The sequence below is a fragment of the Allomesorhizobium camelthorni genome (assembly GCF_011045125.1).
Taxonomy (GTDB): domain Bacteria; phylum Pseudomonadota; class Alphaproteobacteria; order Rhizobiales; family Rhizobiaceae; genus Allomesorhizobium; species Allomesorhizobium camelthorni.
Genome location: NZ_JAAKZF010000034.1, coordinates 31,578 through 49,192, shown reverse-complemented (window position 1 = coordinate 49,192; position 17,615 = coordinate 31,578). Strand labels below are relative to the sequence as shown.

The following is a 17,615-nucleotide window of genomic DNA, read 5'->3' as shown; positions in this document are numbered from 1 at the left end:
ATTAGCGGAGCGTGTGCGTACCCGCATGCCGGCCGGGAAAAGATGCTCGCCCTTCTCCCTTGTTGGGCCAGAAGGGCGAGCCCACGCTGGAGTTTGGCCGCTCGTATCGACGCCCTCTTCCTTCTCCCCCTGTGGAGAAGGTGGCCGACCCTTAAGACACCCCAAACTTCAGCAGCTTGATCGCATCGAAATCCTGCACCCCGCCGCCGACACGCTTGGTCGTGTAGAACAGCACATACGGCTTTGCGGAATACGGGTCGCGCAGCACGCGCACGCCGGTGCGGTCGACCACCAGATAGCCGCGCGAGAAATCGCCGAAGGCGACCGGCGTCGCATCGGCGCCAGCGTCCGGCATGTCCTCGGCCTCGACCAGCGGAAAGCCCATCAGCATGGCGCGCTGCCCCGGGGCCGCCGGCGGCTGCCAGAGATAGTTGCCGTCGACGTCCTTCAGCTTGCGGATCGAGGCCTGCGTCTTGCGGTTCATCACCCAGGCCGCGTTCTGCCGGTAGCCGGCTTTCAGTGCATAGACCGTGTCGATCAATATGTCCGAAGGATCGCTGGCCGGCAGCGCGCCCGAGACGCCGGTGGCGATGTAGCCGATATTGCCCCAGCTCCAGCTCCCCTCCGCCACCTCGGTGTAGCTCAAAAAGCCCTTCGGCTTGTTGACGCCGTCGCCGGAAACGAAGGCCGCGCCCTCCTGCTCGGCAAAGGCCGCGTCCACCTCGCCGGAAATCCACTGGTCGAGATCGACCACCGCATCCTCCAGCAGCGAGGCGGTCGCCGCCGGCATGGCGTAGAGCTCCATCGTCGGAAACTGCAGTTCGGCGAGCGTCGGCGAAGCCGTCTGCGGCCGCGCCGCCGTCTCCGCCACCCAGCCCACCGCCGGGCCGCCGACCGCGAACGGCTTCTTCAGTACCGCCGCCGAAACCTGGCGCACCGAGGCGATCGCGCGGATCGGCGACAGTGCCGCAAGCCGCTTGCCGATCTCGGCTTCCGTCTCGTCTGGCACCAGATAGCCGCCGTCCTGGCCGGAGCCGTAGGACATCGCCTTGGTGTCGAGCGAGCGTATGAGCCGGTCGTCGCCGCTGCGCATATACGCCTCGAAAGCGCCCTTATGCTCGCTCGGCATGGCGCGGCCTTCGCGGCCCAGCGCCGGCCTCGCTCTTTTCAGCGACAAATGGTCGAGCGCACGCTTCTGTTCATCAAGCGCGCGCTGGATGCGCTCGACCTTCTCGGTGGTCACGACGTCGCCGCCGACGCGCCTTTCCAGCTGCGCCAGCTTTTCGTCATTGGCTTCCTTGAACGTTTCGAAGGTCGTCATGAACTCGCCGAACGCGTCGTTCAAATCGGCGTCCGCCGCCTTCGTTTCGAGCGGACCGGTGCTCTGCAGGTCAGTCATATCAGCTGTTTCCTCTCATGTTGATCATGCGTGTCGCCGCGCGGATCCTTTCCGCCAGCCTTCGTGATAGTTCCGCCCTGGAGCGCCGCCCGTTGGGGAAGGCGCCCTTGGCCGCAGCCCTGCCGGCGTCGAGCCTCGCCAGCGCGGTCTGGCGTCTCACCCAGCGCTGGAAATCGGGAAATGTGGGCCGCGGCCGCCCCTTGACCGTGTCGATGCGGGCGCCGGGCAGCATCGGGAAGGTCACCACCGAGATCTCCCAGAGGTCGGCCTCGATGATGCGGCGCACGCCGGTCGCCGGGTCGCGTTTTGTCCTGACCGCGCTAAAGCCGATCGAAAGCCCGTCCAGCGCGCCGCCCCGCATGAGGCTGAGCACTTCGCGGGCGCGGGCGACATCGGTGTTCAGCCTGCCGCGCACATGCAGCCCGCGCTGGTCCTCCTTGAGTTCGGTCCAAACCCCGATCGGCTCGGCCGGATCGTGCTGGAACAGCATCCTTATCCCGGCCGCGCTGCGCGTCTTCAGCGACCTGGCGAAAGCGCCGCGCTCGACCAGATCCTTGCCGAGGTCGACGCGGCCGAACAGGCTGGCATAGCCCGAGAACGCGCCGTGCTCGTCCACCCTGTCGAGCGCCAGGCCGACGAACTTCCGTTCGGTGAAGCCGGCCATCTGTTCAGCGTTCATCGACGCCCTCCCCTTCCCGTTTCTCCGCGTCTTGCGTCCCTTGCGCGGGCAAGGGGCGCTCCGTGGCTCTCAGCCTGCGTATGATCCGCCCCGAAAGCCGGTCCGGGCTTTCGGGGTCGCGCTCCAGAAAGACGCGCTCGAAGGCGCTGTGGTCGAGCGCCCGCCTGGCAAAGCCCAGCAGCCACCAGGCGCAGAGGCTGGCGATCGCCGAACCCATCAGCACGATCTCGTTCGCCCCGATGGCGTTGCGTATGCCGAGTTCGTTCGCGATCTTCAGCCCGGCCGTGCCGCCGAACACCAGGCCGCACACCACGCCGACGGCGAAACGCGCCGCCGCCTCGCGCCGCTCGCGCGGCAGAATGTAGGCCAGCGAGATCGCCGAACCGGCAACCGCGCCAGCACCTTTCGCGGCCCACAGCCAGGCCGCATCGGTGAATTCTGTCATTGGATGACTCCGGATTTTTGGGAGGGAGTAGGGGAATAGGGGAGTAAGGGAATAGGACTTTGACGCCCGTAACCTGGGCCGGCAGTGAGGGGCAAAACCTACTCCCCTACTCCCCTACTCCCCTACTCCCCCTCCCATACCCAACCGCCTCCCGCTTCTCGTCGTCGCTCAAAAACTCCGCCGCCCCGAGCCGCGCCCAGAGCGCGTCGCGCTCGGCCGCCAGCCCCTCGATGCGGTCGGCGTCGAACCACAGCCTGAGCTCTCCGCCGAAGGCCGGCGCCAGCCAGGCCGACAGGTCCTTCGCCGTGCGCGCCACCAGCGGCAGCACGGTGAGCCTGTAGAAGGCGCGGTTCGCCTCCTGGTAGTTCGCGTAGGTATTGTCGCCGGGAATGCCGAGCAGCATCGGCGGCACGCCGAAGGCCAGCGCGATGTCGCGGCTCGCGGAATGCTTCGCTTCGATGAAATCCATGTCCTTGGGCGTCATGCCCATGGCCTTCCAGTCCAGCCCGCCCTCCAGAAGCAGCGGCCGGCCGGCGCGGGTCGTGCCCGCATAGCCTTCTTCGAGCTCGGCCTTCAGCCGGTCGAACTGCTCGTCGGTCAGATTGCCGCCCTCCTTCGGCGCATAGACCAGCGCCCCCGATGGCCGCGCCGAATTGTCGAGCAGCGCCTTGTTCCAGCGCCCGGCGGCGTTGTGCGTATCGAGCGCCATCAGCGCGGCCTCCAGCGGCGGAAAGCCGTAATGATCGTCGAGCGGATGAAACAGCGTCAGATGCGCCGCTGAGCCAGTCGAGGCGCCCTCGCCCTGAGCCTGTCGAAGGGCGGAAGCGGCCTGTCCCGAGTCGTGAGCTTGCCGAAGGGCCGAAGCCCCGAGCGGCACTCTGCGCTTCGCGCTGCCCTCCCGGTAGTCGAGCGCCACCGGCCAGCCGGCCGAATCCGTCGCCACAGACACCCGGTCGGGCCTGAGCAGATGCAGCTCGCGCATGTCGCCGCCGGCCTCGATCAGCTCGACATAGGCGTTGCCGGCGATCAGCAGATGGCCGTACAGCGCCTCCAGGAACGAAGCGCCGGCCTGGCGCTGGTTCGGCCGGTCGAGCAGCTTGAGCAGCGGGTGGTCGTCGAGTTCGGCCGCGCCCTCATAGAGCAGCCACGGCACGGCCGACGCCGCCTCCGAGATCAGCCGCACCGCCCGGTGCACCACCGGGTTGCGCATAAAACCTTCCCGCGCCAGCGTGGCGTAATCGCGCCGCGTCCAGCGCGCCTCGCCTTGCGCATGCAGCGCCACGAAGCCCTGCCCGCCGCTCTTGCGTTCGGGCAAAGCGCCGCCATTCCCCGCATTGCGGGGCCAAGGCCATTTGAATGACATGGTGTGTTGTCCTGTGTTGATGAGGGAAGAGCGAATAGCGAATAGGGAGTAGTGAGTAGTTTTCAGTCCTTCTTCTTCTTCCCTATTCGCTATTCGCTATTCGCTACTCACTATTCCCTACTCACTATTCGCTATTCGCTATTCGCTCTTCAAAACTCCCTCACCCTCGGCGTACCCGCCCGCTCCGGCATCAACTCATTCACCGCCCAGACCAGCGCGTCCACCCGGTCGGGCGAGCGTCCGTTGGACAGCCCGTTCGGCCCGAAATCGCACATCTCGTCCTCCAGTTCGGGAAAGCGCCCACCATGCAGCACCCTGCCCTGGCTGTAGAGCGCGGCGACCGGCTCGGCGCGCAGCCATTTGCCGCGCCGCGCCCGTACCGCCTTCACCGGCAGCGCCGGGTCCACGGTGCGGATCACCGCGCTCACCATGTCGCCGCCTTGGTTCACCTCGGCCACGATCAGATCCGCTTGCAGCCGGCGATAGAGCGCCACCGCGGCGTTCGCCCAATCCTGCGGCCTTGCCGCGCGCACCGTCGCATCGGCGATCACAACCGCGCGGCCGGCTTCGTCCAGCCCCGCCGCCACGATGCCGCAAGCGTCCGAGGTCTTTCGCGAACTCGCCGGCGGGTCGATCGCCACCACGATGCGGCCAAGCTCCGGCACATTTTCCAGCCGCCCGCTCTCCAGCATCTCGCGCGACCACAGCGCGTCCTCGCGGTCCTCGATCAGCTCGCCTTCCAGCTCCTGCCGGCCCAGAACCGTCCCGCCATAGCGCCGCTCCACCGCGCTCAAGAAACCCGCCGCCAGGTTCTTCGCATTGTCGCCGGTCCGCATCGTCGTCACCGGCACGGCCGGGTCGGCGATCAGCCGCTTCAACAGCTTCAGCGGCTTCGGCGTCGTGGTGATCAGCTGCCGCGGCAGATCGCCGAGCCTCAAGCCCAGCTGCAGCATGTCGAAGCACGCCTCGGCATTCTTCCACTTGGCCAGCTCGTCGCACCAGGCGGCGTCGAATTGCGGCCCGCGCAGGCTCTCCGGATCCTCGGCGGAAAACATCAGCGCCACCGCGCCATTGTCCCACACCAGCCTGCGCCGGCTGGCCTCGAAGCGCGGCCGGGGCGCGCGCGAGATGGTCAGGATGCCCGAAGGCCCCTCGATCATCACCTCGCGCACATCGCCCAGCGTGTCGCCCACCAGCGCGATCCGCTTGTATTTGCGCTTGTTTAAGCTGAAAGGCGGCAGCCCGCGCACCAGCCCGTTCACCCATTCGGCGCCCAGCCTGGTCTTGCCCGCGCCGCGCCCGCCCGTCACCACCCAGGTCGCGGGTTCTCCCTGCAGCAGCGGATATTGATTCTTGCGCGTGCTCCGGATCCATTCATCCTTGACCAGATCCGCGCCGGCCAGCCCCAGATTCACGCGCACAAATCTCGTGAGCGAATTCGCGTGCGAGTTCGACAATCCGTTCGTTGATGCGCTGGAGTACGTCCGCCAGGTCTTCATCGCGCCTGTTCTGATCCTCTTTGGCGGCTTCTTCCGGCCGCATGATTTCGCCGATCTTGTCGAGGCCGCGGATCATCACGACCACGCCTTCGAGTTCGGCCTTGTCGATCTTGCCGCCCTCTTCCAGCGCCGCGCGGCCGATCGCCTCGACCTTTTCCAGCAGTCCGGCGGCGATCGTCCGCACGCGCAGCGCAATGTCGGAGTGCGGCGCGCGGTCGAGCCGCCAGCCTTCGCGCTCGGCTTCCAGCCTCAGCGCCCTATGCGAACGCCCGGTGGCGTCGGCCAAAAGTTCGGTTGTCGCCCTGGCTCCTTCGGCGAGCGCACGCAGCGCCCGCTGCCGCGCAAGCGGCCCACGTCTCGGCATGATGTTTTTTCCTGGTTGTGGTTTCAGCGGTGTCGCAAGTCCCCCTCCCCCTTGCGGGGAGGGGTTAGGGGTGGGGGTGGTTCCGCCACACTCGATGGTCAAAGGGACAAGGCATCCCCCCGCGAACTTCCGCTCCCGGCGTCCCGCCACCCACACTTTTCCGACGATAGCGAAAACCTACCAGAGCACCGTTACGGTGTCAAGGACTATTTTCCTATTCCTCACGACAGCTAACCACCTGTCCTATTGACCGTCTATGACCGAGGTCGTGTGAAAACGCGATTGCAGATTGCGTATGACTGCCGCTGTTTCGAGCATGGCAGCGATGAGGCCGCTGGCGGTCGGGGGCGCGATCAGGCGGCGATTGCCGTCATCAGCGGCTTGACGCCGAAGATGTTGATCATGCGCTTCATGTTGTAGGCGAGCACCTGCAAGCTCATCTCGGTTTTGACGTTTTCGAGGGTCTTGGTCAGGAAATGGGTACTGCCCATCCACGCCTTGAGCGTTCCGAACGGGTGCTCGACGGTCTGCCGGCGGATGGTCATGGCGTCCGGCAGGCGATCGAGCCTGTCCTGCATCTTGTCGAGGACGCCTTCGTGTTCCCAGCGCTTCAGGCGCTTGTGCTTATCGGGCGTGCATCTGGGTTTGAGCGCGCAGGACGAACAGGCCGTGAGATTGCGATAGTGGTCGATATCGTCCCGGCGGTCTGAGCGCACCTTTCCTCTGGTCAGGTGCTTGCCGGCCGGACAGGTGTAGCGGTCATTCCCGGCGTCGTAGATGAAATCGGCCACGGTGAAGAGGCCGCGCTTGGCGTTGCCGGATGTCTGCGTCTTGGGAATGCAGGGCAAAACTCCGCTGCCCTCGCAGGCCAGCACCTCGTCGCCGTTGTAATAGCCGCGGTCGGCCAGCACCGTGATCTCTTCGCACCCGGTAGCATCCCGCGCCCGTTGCCCCATCGAGGTCAGTTGCGCCCGGTCGCTGCCAATATTGGTGACCTCGTGCGCGACGATCAGATGGTGCTCGGCATCGACGGCCATCTGGACATTGTAGCCGACGATGCCGGTGCCCTTGCCGCTGGTCGCCATCGACCGGGCGTCGGGATCGGTCAGGGAGACCTGTTTGTCAGGCGCGGCCTCGACCTGCTTGCCCATCTCCTTGAGGGACTGCATCTGCCGCCGCAGGCCCTCGATCTTCTCCTTGAGGCGGACCGTCTTGGCCTCGGCGACATCATCGTCCTGCCGGTCGGCACGGTCGAGCGCCGCCAGGTAGCGCGCGATGCTGGCCTCGACCTGCTCGATGCGCTTGGCGACCTTGGTCACCGTGAAGTTCTTGTCGCGGGTGTTGACGGCTTTGAACTTGCTCCCGTCGATGGCCACGACGGCCCGGGTGAACAGATTGAGCTGGCGACACAGCACGACGAACTGGGCGCAGGCCGCGCGGATCGCCGGTCCATTGTCGCGGCGGAAGTCGGCGATCGTCTTGAAGTCCGGCATCAACCGTCCGGTCAGCCACATCAGCTCGATGTTGCGCTGGGTCTCCCGCTCGAGCCGGCGGCTCGACTGGATGCGGTTGAGATAGCCGTAGAGATAGATCTTCAGCAGCGTCGCGGGATGATAGGCAGGCCGCCCGGTCGCTTCCGGCACGACCCCGGCAAAGCCCATGGCGCCGAGGTCGAGTTCGTCGATGAAGACTTCGATGACCCGGACCGGATTGTCCTGCGTCACGTAATCGTCCAGGCACTCGGGAAGCAGCGTCGCTTGCCGGCGATCCTCGCCCTCGACAAACCGCTTCATCCCGACTCCCCTCGCTGATCGGGAATCACTTTATCAAATCAACGTCTTTCCACACAGGCTCGACCCGATCCGGACCTTCCTGAGCTGATATTGCTGTCCGGAAGCGGACGTTCGCGGGAATTCACGGCCTCGACCCTGCGATGGAGCTGAAAGCGCGCTTGTCAAGGTTGCGTGAGCTTCAATCCCACTGGGCTAAGGATGGCGACAGGAGCGGACTTCCGAACGGTCGAATCCGGCAAACATTCCTTTGGGGAATTTGATCCGAATCAAAGCGCCTGAGCGCGACAAGGCGGAACCTGAAAAATCAACTGACGTAACGAGGTCTGTCATGGAAATCACAACACATGACCTCGCGACGGTTCTGCACGGAATGGGGTTTGGAGCCCTGTTCATGCTGGCGTTCTCCGGCGCGTTGGTCGAACTTTATCGCATCTCGGCTCCCGGGGCGCCGTCGGCAATGAGCATGAGAGCGCAAACGGTGCTCGGTTTTTATTTGGCGGCGATGGTCATTCTGGCCTGGCTAACCGTGTTCTCGGGTACTTACATCATCTATCCATGGTATCGAGCAGTTCCACCAGCCGACATCGCCGATCTGTCCGAGTATCCGCGGCGCTTGCTCCTGTCGAGCGGGAAGACATCCGAATGGCATAACGTGGGCATGGAATGGAAAGAGCACGTGGCATGGCTGGCGCCGATCGCCATGACCATGGTCGCCTACGTGACCTGGAAATACAAGCGAGCGATCATCCAACACCGGAACATGCGGATCGGCGTGCTGGCTTTCGCCGTGGCCGCATTCGTCGCTACGGGCATCGCGGGCGCATTCGGCGCGTTCTTGAACAAGTACGCTCCAATTCGCGGCGGCGAAGTGATCGTCCTGATGGAAGGAAAAAATCCATGACAAAGATCCAGGACTCCATGACGGAAATCCGCGACCGTGCCGTGAGATCTGGCGAGGGACCGATTGAGAATATCCCGAACGGTCCTGGCGCGGCGGCCATTCTGGCTGCGGGCATCGGATCTGCCGCCATCGGCGTCTTCGCCCTTGGCGCCGAAGTGTCGACGACCCTTAAAGGTGCGTTGAATTTCTATAATCCGGCCGGTCCTCTGTCTGGCAAATCGACAGTCGCGATCATCGTCTGGCTTGTGGCCTGGTACGGCTTGTCTCGCCTCTGGGGCAGGGAAACGGTGAACATGGGAGCCGTCAATCTCGCAGCCTTTGTCTTGCTGGCGATCGGATTCCTGCTGACCTTTCCACCTTTCTGGGGCCTATTTCTCTAAGCAGGCGGTCTTAGTCGCTTTCGCGCGCACCGCCAACGAGAGGCCTCCTGCGGGAGGGCATGGTGCCCTTGATTGAGGACAGCCTCTAACTAAATCCCGCAGGCCCAGAACATAGGCCGACACGTCCCGAACTTCTTGGTGCGAGAGTATTATCCTCGGCATGGTGGGATGTTCGTGGGCCGTGAGCCAGACATGGAGCGCCGTTGCGGTCATCCCTGGAGTCATGGCGATCGCTTCGAAGCTGGGCGCTTCTTCAACCGGGGACAGAGCTTGCCCAGGGAGGACGGCATGACAGGATGCGCAGACCTCAAACGCGAGCTGGCGCCCTTGTCGAATGTCTTGTGCCTGGGCCGCCGGTGCCGACGACGACACATTGGTTGAGCATTGATTCAGATCAAGGCAACCGAGCGCCCCTGTCGGTACTTTTCCGTCGTCATGCGGAGACAGACTGGCGACGCGCGATGGTGAACCGTTCAAGCGAATGGAATCCAGGAGGCGAACCAGATTGCCGGTGAAACATGGCCTACGGACCCGCGGCATCACTTAGGCGACTCTGAGTTAAATCAGAGCTGGAAGGGTGGAAGGCCGCGGGTCACACCCCATGCCGGGACGGCCGTATCGACTGTCCCCTTTGAATGTCTCTTCTGTTGTCGGAGGGATATCGTGAACGTTCTGATTGTCTATGGAACGACCGAAGGGCAGACCCGGAAAATTGCCGCATGGACGGCAACGCATATCGGCGAGCGCGGGCACCAGGTCGAGCTGCGTGATAGCGCAGCGCTCGAATCTGTTTTGAAACTTGGAGCCTTCGACGCGTTCATTGTTGCCGCGTCGGTCCACCACGAGCACCACCAAGACACCATCACAAACTTTGTGTTCGCGCATCACGAGCTGCTGAACAGCAAGCCTTCAGCCCTTATATCTGTCAGTCTCTCGGCCGTGCTGGAAGACGAAAAGACGGAAGCGCAGAAATATGTGGATCGCTTTGTCTCAGTGGTGGGGTGGCAGCCACGCATGACACTCCTTCTCGGGGGTGCTTTGCGCTTCACCGAATACGACTACTTCCAAGAGCAGGTCGTCAAATTCATCGTCATGAAGCGCAGCGGTGCTGCGAGCCCCGAGCGCGATCACGAGTTCACTGACTGGAACGCTCTCGCCGACTTCGTTGATCGATTTCTTGAGACGGCCGGCTAGATAAGGAAGTGCCAAAGTCGATTAAGGGCTCGCCGTCCGTCACTTCATGATTGCCATCCATTACGGCAATGCGGATCGGCGCTACGCTTGGCGACGCCGACGTTCGAACGGGTCGTGCGAACGACCGCTGTTGAGAAGCGAGCGGAATGACCGGTTATTGGCGCTTCTTGCTCATTCCGGTCAAACGGCGAATCTAAGGCGGCAATACCGACCATGCCCTCCAACACGAAAAGCCAATTCGCCTTGCCCCCCATCCACGCGACCGCTACAACTTCTTCTTGTGCCGTGACCTCCCGAAGCCGGAGAAGCGTCGTGTATCCCAAATCTTTCGAACTGCGTGAGGCCGTGGCGCATGCCGTGTCCTGCGCCGCAGCCGTTTTCTCTCCTGCCCGCGCAGCTTTCATGATGCTTCGCTCAGGCCGAGAAATGCTTGCGGCGGCTCTCCTGCTCGGACTTTGCGCCACCGCGGCCGCCGATAACGTGCTTTTCGAAAACGTCCGCATCTTCGACGGAAAAGGCGCCGCGCTATCGGCTCCGTCGAATGTGCTGGTCGAGGGCAATGTGATCGCTCAGATCTCGACAAGTCCGATCGCGGCCGAGGGCGCGCAGCGCATTGCCGGGAACGGGCGAACGCTGATGCCGGGGCTGATCGATGCGCACTGGCACGCGATGCTGATCGCGACTGGCCCGGCAGAGACGATGAACGACATCGGCTTCGCCACTCTCGCGGCCGGCGACGAGGCGACGGATACGCTGATGCGCGGCTTCACCACCGTTCGCGACGTGGGCGGACCGGCGTTCGGTCTCAAGCGCGCGATCGACCAGGGCATCATCGAGGGGCCGCGCATCTATCCCTCCGGCGCCATGATCACCGTGACCAGCGGACATGGCGATTTCCGCCAGATGAGCGACCTGCCGCGGAAGCCGGGCTTGTTCACCCCCATGGAGATAAACGGCGGCAGCATCGTCGTGGACAGCCCCGACGAGGTGCGTTTGCGTGCCCGCGAGCAGTTCATGCAAGGGGCCGTGCTGTTGAAGGTGACGGCGGGCGGCGGCGTATCTTCGCCCCACAGCCCGCTCGACGTCACCACCTTCACCGCGCCCGAATTGCGGGCGGCCGTCGAAATTGCCGAGAATTGGGGCACCTACGTCGCCGCGCACGCCTTCACGTCGGAAGCGGTCCAAATGTCCATCGCGGCCGGCGTGAAGTGCATCGAACACGGCTTCCTCATGAGCGAGGCGGACGCCAAGCTGATAGCCGAAAAAGGCGTTTGGCTTAGCCTGCAGCCGCTTCACGAAATGATGAGGACAGGCCTCCGGGAGGGCTCGGTCGAGCGGGCCAAGGCGGACGAGGTATGGCCCGGTATCGATAGGACTTACAAACTCGCGAAGAAGTACGACATCAAGACGGCGTGGGGCACCGACGTCCTGTTCTCGCGCGCGATGGCGGCGCAGCAAGGGGCAATCCTCGCCTCGCTCACCCGCTGGTACACGCCCGCCGAAGCGCTTGCCATGGCGACCGGGACCAATGCCGAACTGCTGGCGCTGTCCGGCAAGCGCAACCCCTATCCGGGAAAGCTCGGCGTCGTCGAGGAAGGCGCGCTCGCCGACCTCCTGCTCGTCGAAGGCAATCCGCTGGAGAACCTCGACCTGGTGGCCGATCCGGCCAACAACTTCAAGATCATCATGAAGGACGGCGTCATCCACAAGAACACGCTGGCCGAGTGATGAATAACTGGACCTGCCATGACCCGGGATTTGCAACGAGGCTAACTCGACTATCCCTTCCCCGAGCGCTACTCTGCAGAGCTAGCGGGTAGACTAAATCTCATGCGCGGAGGTTCAGCATGGCCGTCTCCGGTGAAAGAACGCACCCCCTGATCAACAAGCTCGGCGCTTTGGTTGCGCTCGTTTTCGGCTTCCTGCTGGCGGCGGAAGGCTACAGGTCCGCGTCGGCCTGGCTCATCGCGGCCGGGGTCGCCCTCCTCGCGGTCGGCATTGTCATCCTGGTGATGAAGATCGTCAGACGCAACGAAGGCGCCTGAGAGCGTTACCCCTCGCGCCGCTGTTCCTCTTTACTCCTGACGCCATTTGGCCGTCGGAAACCTGCTTTGGTTCAAAAAAACGCCTCTCCGAACAGATCGAATTCCCGCAAAGCAAAATTTAACCATATTTGCCCATCCTTTCTGATCAGTAGTTCAAGATGGGGACAATCCGGACGTCACGCAGTTGCGGTCGCTTGCCGACCTGAGACCTTTTTGCGGGATTTGCCGGCTTGGGTATGTGTTGGTGAGTAAAGTTTCTCGTGTGCGGTTTTTGCGCCGCATGTTTCGTCCACTGCTGGTCACTTCCTTCGGCGTCGCCTTCGCCGTCGCGGCCGTGTGGTCGGTGGCCGGAACGGTCGCGCTGGGCAGTTCCGTTGTTTTCGGCCCGGCCAGCTTCCTGCCCAAACCGCAGTTCCAAGCCCAAAGGCTGCAGCCGCGATTGCCGGACACCGCGGCCGCCAAGGCGGCCCGGCTGCGCGCCACGGCGGCTCAGGTCGTATTGGCCGCAAGCGTCTCCGCCGGCAGCCGGCCCTTCATGGCCGCGAGCCTTTCCGCCGGCCATGCGAAATCCGCCCGCCTTGCGGTAGAGGCCGATGCGAGCACTGCAGCGCGCTTCGACGCCGTCGTGAAGAAAGCCGCTCTGACGTCCGAGAAACTCGCCAGCCTCTTCGATAAATCCGCTTCCGCCAAATCGCACCGCGCGGCCGCGAAGGCCGCCGCGCCCACGCCGGAGCGATTTGTGTCGCTGCCCGCCGGCACGACCGCTCAGCCCCTGCTGGCCTATGCCAACCCCTCCCCGAGCGCTGCCGGCGCGGCGTTGTCGGCCTTGCTGGCGGAGCCGTCGGAGGAAGACCTCGCCGGGAATCCGAACCTGGACATCGAGGACGACGCAGCCGCCCTGCCGGATCTTGCGGACCTTCCGGCTCATCCGGTGCCGCAGCCTCGGCCGTCCGACGGCAAGCCGGACGCGCAGGCCAGCAAACCCGAAACCCGGCAGGCCGAGGAGCCGGCGGCGGCGAAGGCCGTAGAGCGCGAAAAGCCGAAGCAGCAGAAGCTCGCTTATGCGCGGCCGTCCGATCCGTCCGAGAGCAAGTCGCGCGGCGGTTTCGGTAAGTCGCTCAGGAGCCTGTTCGGCGGCGGCGCCAGGGCCGGAAATGGCGTCGCCGTCTACGACATCAGCGCGGCGAAGGTCTACATGCCCGACGGGAGCGTGCTCAAGGCCCATTCCGGCATCGGCAAGATGGCCGACAACCCGCGCTACGCGCACGTCAAGATGAACGGGCCGACCCCGCCGCACACCTACAACCTCAAAATGCGGGAAAAACGCTTCCACGGCGTCGAGGCGATCCGCATGCTGCCCGTCGACGGCAGGAACAAGCACGGCCGCGACGGTTTCCTCACCCACAGCTACCTGCTGCGCGGCGGACGGGCGGAATCGCATGGCTGCGTCGCCTTCAAGGACTACGACCGCTTCCTCAACGCCTTCAAAAAGGGCAAGATCAAGCAACTGGTCGTGGTGCCGAGCGGCGGACGAGGAACCATGCTTGCCTCCAACGGCAAGCGCATCTGACGGGGCAGCGCCCCGTCCGGTTCCAGCCGCGTCGGACCTCCTGTTGGGTGTGAGTGGCCGATTGAAACCCTTCGGCGCTCCCCCTAGTCTGCCGCGCGCAACCAGCCTGCGGGGAATCGCTTGAAATCCACCCTCCCACTTCTGCTTCTGGCGATCGCCCTCGCCTCCCCGCCGACCGCCGCCCTTGCGGAGTGGCAGGCGGTCGAGAAGGTCGAGCCCTACGCCGTCGCCGGCAAGTCCGGCCCCGAGCTTTACGCCTCGATCGGCGAGCGCGGCCCGAAAGCCGGCATCGGCCGCGCCATCGCCTACACCGATTTCAAGCTGACCTGGCAGCGCAAATACGAACCCAGGGACGGCGCCTGCACGCTGGTCTCGGCGCGGCCGAAGCTCATCATCACCTACAGGCTGCCAAAACCCGCCGAAAAGCTCCCGGCCGCCACGAACAAACTCTGGGAGAAATTTTCAGCCGGCGTGCGCGCCCATGAAAAGGTGCATGGCGAATTCATCGTCGACATGGTGAAGGCGATCGAGGCCGCCACTGTCGGCCTGTCCGTCCCCGACGACCCGGAATGCCGCAAGATCAGGACCGAGATGACGAAACGCCTCTCGGCGCTGTCGCTGGCGCAACGTCAGAAGAGCCGGGATTTCGACCGGGTGGAGCTCAGCAATGGCGGCGCCGTCCACCAGCTCATCCTCAACCTGGTGAACGGCCGGTAGAAGGCTGTGCGCCCGCCGGATTGCGGCCGGCGGGCGCCGCTTTCATCGGCTGGAGACAAGTTTCAGCCAGGGCGCCGAATGGAAGGCGCTCATCAGCAGATACATCGGGACCATTCCACTCAGCGGCCACGCTCCTTGCGCGGCCGAGCAGATATCCCCGCCGCCAGGAACGCCCGTAAGCAGCGCCATGGTCGCGAAGGTCGGCGCGGCCGCAAGCGACAGCCGGTCCGCCGCGCGTCGCGCGGCAGGCCGGTCGCGTGGATCGCCGGCAGGTCTTACCGGCATCGCTTTGGCGCTGTCGGGGCGCAGAGATATCGAACGTCAGCCCTGGCCGTATTCATCGTGGCGGCGCCACCAGATGCCGTTCTCGTTGCGCCCCTTGGGTGCGCGGTCGAGCCATTGGTACATGCCCCATATGCCGTCCACTCCGCGCGCATAGCTGGAATAGGTGTGATGGACCACGCCGTCCTCGAGCACGAAGGCGCTCAGGCCCGGTCTCTCGCGCGTGTAGGTGGCCACGTCGGTGCCGGTCATCGCCGCGATCTGCGCCACCGGGCCTTCGCCGCCGCGCAGCTTCCATTCCTGCATGGCGCCGCCGACCAGCGGCTCCTTCGACGCCAGATCGGCCATCGCCGGCTCGCGGCGGAAGTTGTATTCGATGCCGCCGCGGCGCTGCTCCTCTTGCGTGAACCAGACGCTGAAGTCGCGGTTGAAGTCGCTGGCGGCGGCGGAAGCCCAGGGAAAGGTCCAGCCCATCCGCCGCTTGAATGCCTGCAGCTTTTCCAGCGGCGCACGCGATACGGCCGAAAAGGCGACATCATGGTTCTCGAGATGGACGACGACGCCGTTGAATCCGTCGGCGATCGACGAGCATGAGGGGCACCCGGCCGTGTAGTCGGGGCCGAACATGAAGTGGTAGACGAGGAGCTGCGAGCGCCCTTTGAAGAGGTCCGCGAGCGAGGCGCTTCCTTCGTCGGTCTCGAACCGGTACTCCTTCTCGATGCGGACCCACGGCAATTCCTGCCGCCGCCGCGCCAGTTCGTCGCTGCGCCGCGTCAGTTCCTTCTCCGCCTCGAGCAGTTGGAGCCGCGCTGCAAGCCACTCTTCACGTGTGCCTGTCAAATGTGCCGTCATGGTTCTTCTCCGATGGTTGCGTGCACCATTGCCGGTGCGACGTGCTGGCTGGTTATCGAGAGGTAGGTTAGTGACGGACAGCAAATGACGAGAGTAACAAGTGTGACGGGATTCCGATGGACTCGCTGATCACGGCCGCGGCGCGCGCGCTTGCGGCAGGCGATCCTCTTGGCGCGTTGAAGCGGGTTGCCCTGCGCGACGATGCCCCGGCGCTCGCGCTCAGGGGCATCGCGATGGCGCAGCTCGGCGATCTCGTTCGAGCGAAGTCGCTCCTCAAGAGCGCAGCGCGCGCCTTCGGCTCCAGGGACGTAGTGGCCCGCGCGCGGTGTGTCGTCGCCGAGGCCGAGATCGCACTCGTCTCGCGTGACCTCACCTGGCCCGCCAAGGCGCTCGACACGGCGCGGGCGGCGCTCGAAAAGCACGAGGACCATGTCAACGCCGCGCATGCAGGGACACTCGCGGCCCGGCGCCTGCTCCTGATCGGCCGCCTCAATGAGGCCGAGCGCCTGCTTTCCCTCATTGACCCCACGCCGCTCCCACCCGCCTTGAGGGCCGGCTATGAGTTGGCGGCAGCGGGAATCGCAATTCGGCGCGTTCAGACAAAAATCGCGCGCGCGGCGCTCGCCCGGGCCGAGCACGCGGCGCGGGTGGCGGGTATTCCCAGGCTGACGGCGGAGGTCGAAAGCGTCTCCCTCCTGATGACCCGGCCGGCGGCGCGCCTGATCGCGGATGGCGGGGAACGCCCCCTCCTGCTCGAAGAGGTCGAGGCACTGCTGACCTCCGGCGCGCTCGTCATGGACGCCTGCCGCAACGTTGTCCGCGACGCGGGCACGGTGGTCTCGCTTGCGACCCGTCCGGTGCTGTTTTCTCTGGCGCGGGCGCTGGCCGAAGGGTGGCCTGGCGACGCGCCAAGGGAGGTGCTCGTCCGCCGTGCCTTCCGGGGCAAGCACGCCGACGAATCGCATCGTGCCCGGTTGCGGGTCGAGATCGGGCGGCTGCGCTCCGAGCTTCTCGCGCTGGCGGAGGTGAACGCGACCGACCGGGGTTTTGCGCTGGCGCCGCGGCACGCTCACGAGGTCATCGTGCTGGCGCCGCCCGTCGAAGAGCGGCATGCAACAGTCCTCGCCTTCCTCGCCGACGGCGAGTCGTGGTCGAGCTCGGCTCTGGCGATTGCGCTCGGCGCCAGCCCGCGCACCGTGCAGCGGGCGCTTGAACAGCTTACGGGAGCGGGCAAGGTGCAGTCGTTCGGCCGCGGGCGGGCGCGCCGCTGGATGACCCCGCCCGTGCCGGGATTCCCGACGACATTGTTACTCCCCGGTCCGCTGCCAAGCAGCTAGGGTCAGTCCCTGTCAATCTGGTCCTCATAGTCTGTTTCGAAACTCGCTATTGCGAGATGACCGCCAGAGTGGAGTTTCCAAACAGACTCTCACCGTGGGAATGAACACATGAAGCAATCTCAAGCCGAAATCCTCAGGGAATATGGTCCGTTTCCGGACGTCGACGAGGTGCACGGCCTCACCTTCGACGGCGAACACGTCTGGTTCGCATCCGGCGACAGGCTGAACGCTCTTGACCCCGCCAACGGAAAAATCGTGCGCGCCATCGACGTCGCCGCGCATGCGGGAACGGCCTTCGACGGCCAGCACCTCTTCCAGATCGCGGAGGACCGCATCCAGAAGATCGACCCCGCAACCGGCGATGTCCTCTCCAGCATCCCCGCGCCTGGAGGCGGCGGTGATTCAGGCCTTGCCTGGGCGGAGGGGACGCTCTGGGTCGGGCAGCATCGCGGCAGCAGGATCCACCAGGTCGATCCGCAAACGGGCGCCGTTCTGCGCACCATCGAGTCCAATCGTTTCGTCACGGGCGTCACCTGGGTGGACGGCGAACTCTGGCATGCAACCTGGGACGGCGACGGCAGCGATGTGCGGCGTCTCGATCCCGAAACAGGAGCGGTTCTGCAGAAGCTCGATATGCCGCCCGGCGTGGGCGTGTCGGGGCTGGAATCGGATGGCGGCGATCAGCTCTTCTGCGGCGGGGGAAACAGCGGGAAGGTAAGAGTCATCCGCCGACCCGCATGAAACCTCGTGGCCGGCAGCGACTTCGAAATCCGCACCGGTCCGAAACCGACAGCC

Annotated in this window: 18 protein-coding genes and 1 pseudogene; 9 read left to right on the top strand and 10 right to left on the bottom strand. The window is 64.8% G+C overall.

Going from position 1 to position 17,615, the window contains the following annotated elements:
• Window positions 1–151: 151 nt before the first annotated feature.
• The 7 genes and pseudogenes from G6N73_RS21040 to G6N73_RS21015 form a co-directional block, all read right to left on the bottom strand.
• Entirely contained in the window at window positions 152–1,399 is a 1,248-nt protein-coding gene (locus tag G6N73_RS21040) for a phage major capsid protein (protein WP_165031153.1), read from the bottom strand.
• Window position 1,400: 1 nt separating this feature from the next.
• Window positions 1,401–2,078: an HK97 family phage prohead protease gene (locus G6N73_RS21035; protein WP_165031151.1), complete on the bottom strand. Its 678-nt coding sequence runs from the start codon at window positions 2,076–2,078 to the stop codon at window positions 1,401–1,403.
• 160 nt (window positions 2,079–2,238) lie between these two features.
• Window positions 2,239–2,523 (bottom strand): annotated as a pseudogene (locus G6N73_RS21030) (DUF6107 family protein); the annotation flags it as partial.
• A gap of 106 nt (window positions 2,524–2,629) precedes the next feature.
• Window positions 2,630–3,886, bottom strand: coding sequence for a phage portal protein (locus G6N73_RS21025; RefSeq protein ID WP_165031149.1), 1,257 nt, complete (start codon window positions 3,884–3,886; stop codon window positions 2,630–2,632).
• Between the two features lie 149 nt (window positions 3,887–4,035).
• Window positions 4,036–5,295: a DNA-packaging protein gene (locus tag G6N73_RS21020; RefSeq protein ID WP_246252363.1), complete on the bottom strand. Its 1,260-nt coding sequence runs from the start codon at window positions 5,293–5,295 to the stop codon at window positions 4,036–4,038.
• Entirely contained in the window at window positions 5,261–5,749 is a 489-nt protein-coding gene (locus G6N73_RS37050) for a hypothetical protein (protein ID WP_246252349.1), read from the bottom strand. The genes G6N73_RS21020 and G6N73_RS37050 overlap by 35 nt, the downstream gene beginning before the upstream one ends.
• Before the next feature lie 353 nt (window positions 5,750–6,102).
• Complete coding sequence (locus G6N73_RS21015; protein WP_165031145.1) at window positions 6,103–7,542, bottom strand: IS1182 family transposase; 1,440 nt, start codon at window positions 7,540–7,542, stop codon at window positions 6,103–6,105.
• A 328-nt stretch (window positions 7,543–7,870) separates the two neighbouring features.
• Between G6N73_RS21015 and G6N73_RS21010 the strand changes: the two genes are divergently transcribed.
• Together G6N73_RS21010 and G6N73_RS21005 are read left to right on the top strand one after the other, a co-directional pair.
• Window positions 7,871–8,443, top strand: coding sequence for a hypothetical protein (locus G6N73_RS21010; RefSeq protein ID WP_165031143.1), 573 nt, complete (start codon window positions 7,871–7,873; stop codon window positions 8,441–8,443).
• On the top strand, window positions 8,440–8,823 hold the full coding sequence (locus G6N73_RS21005; RefSeq protein ID WP_206078996.1) for a hypothetical protein: 384 nt from the start codon (window positions 8,440–8,442) through the stop codon (window positions 8,821–8,823). The genes G6N73_RS21010 and G6N73_RS21005 overlap by 4 nt, the downstream gene beginning before the upstream one ends.
• Here the strand turns inward: G6N73_RS21005 and G6N73_RS38335 are convergent.
• Window positions 8,812–9,363, bottom strand: a complete 552-nt coding sequence (locus G6N73_RS38335) for a c-type cytochrome (protein ID WP_343044687.1) — start codon at window positions 9,361–9,363, stop codon at window positions 8,812–8,814. The two genes, G6N73_RS21005 and G6N73_RS38335, sit on opposite strands and share 12 nt — an antisense overlap.
• A 123-nt stretch (window positions 9,364–9,486) precedes the next feature.
• Here G6N73_RS38335 and G6N73_RS21000 point away from each other — a divergent pair, with 123 nt between their 5' ends.
• The 5 genes from G6N73_RS21000 (at window position 9,487) to G6N73_RS20980 (ending at window position 14,349) form a co-directional block, all read left to right on the top strand.
• A complete protein-coding gene (locus tag G6N73_RS21000) occupies window positions 9,487–10,017 on the top strand; it encodes a flavodoxin domain-containing protein (RefSeq protein ID WP_165031141.1) in 531 nt (176 codons plus the stop codon).
• 426 nt (window positions 10,018–10,443) lie between these two features.
• Entirely contained in the window at window positions 10,444–11,745 is a 1,302-nt protein-coding gene (locus tag G6N73_RS20995; protein ID WP_165031199.1) for a metal-dependent hydrolase family protein, read from the top strand.
• A gap of 119 nt (window positions 11,746–11,864) precedes the next feature.
• The gene (locus tag G6N73_RS20990; RefSeq protein WP_165031139.1) at window positions 11,865–12,062 is read left to right on the top strand and encodes a hypothetical protein; all 198 of its coding nucleotides are present in this window, start codon (window positions 11,865–11,867) and stop codon (window positions 12,060–12,062) included.
• Between the two features lie 280 nt (window positions 12,063–12,342).
• On the top strand, window positions 12,343–13,632 hold the full coding sequence (locus G6N73_RS20985) for a DUF2778 domain-containing protein (protein WP_206078995.1): 1,290 nt from the start codon (window positions 12,343–12,345) through the stop codon (window positions 13,630–13,632).
• Between the two features lie 120 nt (window positions 13,633–13,752).
• Entirely contained in the window at window positions 13,753–14,349 is a 597-nt protein-coding gene (locus tag G6N73_RS20980) for a DUF922 domain-containing Zn-dependent protease (RefSeq protein WP_165031137.1), read from the top strand.
• Between the two features lie 42 nt (window positions 14,350–14,391).
• Here G6N73_RS20980 and G6N73_RS20975 read toward each other — a convergent pair whose 3' ends face one another.
• Window positions 14,392–14,634 carry a hypothetical protein gene (locus G6N73_RS20975; protein WP_165031135.1) on the bottom strand — a complete coding sequence of 81 codons (243 nt, stop codon included), beginning with the start codon at window positions 14,632–14,634 and terminating at the stop codon, window positions 14,392–14,394.
• Window positions 14,635–14,670: 36 nt separating this feature from the next.
• The gene (locus tag G6N73_RS20970; RefSeq protein WP_165031133.1) at window positions 14,671–15,483 is read right to left on the bottom strand and encodes a DUF899 domain-containing protein; all 813 of its coding nucleotides are present in this window, start codon (window positions 15,481–15,483) and stop codon (window positions 14,671–14,673) included.
• Between the two features lie 116 nt (window positions 15,484–15,599).
• Here G6N73_RS20970 and G6N73_RS20965 point away from each other — a divergent pair, with 116 nt between their 5' ends.
• Window positions 15,600–16,820, top strand: coding sequence for a helix-turn-helix domain-containing protein (locus G6N73_RS20965; protein WP_165031131.1), 1,221 nt, complete (start codon window positions 15,600–15,602; stop codon window positions 16,818–16,820).
• A gap of 108 nt (window positions 16,821–16,928) precedes the next feature.
• A complete protein-coding gene (locus G6N73_RS20960) occupies window positions 16,929–17,561 on the top strand; it encodes a Vgb family protein (protein WP_165031129.1) in 633 nt (210 codons plus the stop codon).
• The last annotated feature ends 54 nt before the right edge of the window (window positions 17,562–17,615 follow it).

Coding starts and splice junctions, on each gene's coding strand:
- G6N73_RS21010 (WP_165031143.1), top strand. CDS start 7,871: ATGGAAATCACAACACATGACCTCGCGACGGTTCTGCACGGAATGGGG.
- G6N73_RS37050 (WP_246252349.1), bottom strand. CDS start 5,749: ATGCCGAGACGTGGGCCGCTTGCGCGGCAGCGGGCGCTGCGTGCGCTC.
- G6N73_RS20995 (WP_165031199.1), top strand. CDS start 10,444: ATGCTTGCGGCGGCTCTCCTGCTCGGACTTTGCGCCACCGCGGCCGCC.
- G6N73_RS21005 (WP_206078996.1), top strand. CDS start 8,440: ATGACAAAGATCCAGGACTCCATGACGGAAATCCGCGACCGTGCCGTG.
- G6N73_RS20985 (WP_206078995.1), top strand. CDS start 12,343: ATGTTTCGTCCACTGCTGGTCACTTCCTTCGGCGTCGCCTTCGCCGTC.
- G6N73_RS20990 (WP_165031139.1), top strand. CDS start 11,865: ATGGCCGTCTCCGGTGAAAGAACGCACCCCCTGATCAACAAGCTCGGC.
- G6N73_RS20965 (WP_165031131.1), top strand. CDS start 15,600: ATGGACTCGCTGATCACGGCCGCGGCGCGCGCGCTTGCGGCAGGCGAT.
- G6N73_RS21025 (WP_165031149.1), bottom strand. CDS start 3,886: ATGTCATTCAAATGGCCTTGGCCCCGCAATGCGGGGAATGGCGGCGCT.
- G6N73_RS21040 (WP_165031153.1), bottom strand. CDS start 1,399: ATGACTGACCTGCAGAGCACCGGTCCGCTCGAAACGAAGGCGGCGGAC.
- G6N73_RS20960 (WP_165031129.1), top strand. CDS start 16,929: ATGAAGCAATCTCAAGCCGAAATCCTCAGGGAATATGGTCCGTTTCCG.
- G6N73_RS20975 (WP_165031135.1), bottom strand. CDS start 14,634: ATGCCGGTAAGACCTGCCGGCGATCCACGCGACCGGCCTGCCGCGCGA.
- G6N73_RS20970 (WP_165031133.1), bottom strand. CDS start 15,483: ATGACGGCACATTTGACAGGCACACGTGAAGAGTGGCTTGCAGCGCGG.
- G6N73_RS21035 (WP_165031151.1), bottom strand. CDS start 2,078: ATGAACGCTGAACAGATGGCCGGCTTCACCGAACGGAAGTTCGTCGGC.
- G6N73_RS38335 (WP_343044687.1), bottom strand. CDS start 9,363: ATGCCGCGGGTCCGTAGGCCATGTTTCACCGGCAATCTGGTTCGCCTC.
- G6N73_RS21015 (WP_165031145.1), bottom strand. CDS start 7,542: ATGAAGCGGTTTGTCGAGGGCGAGGATCGCCGGCAAGCGACGCTGCTT.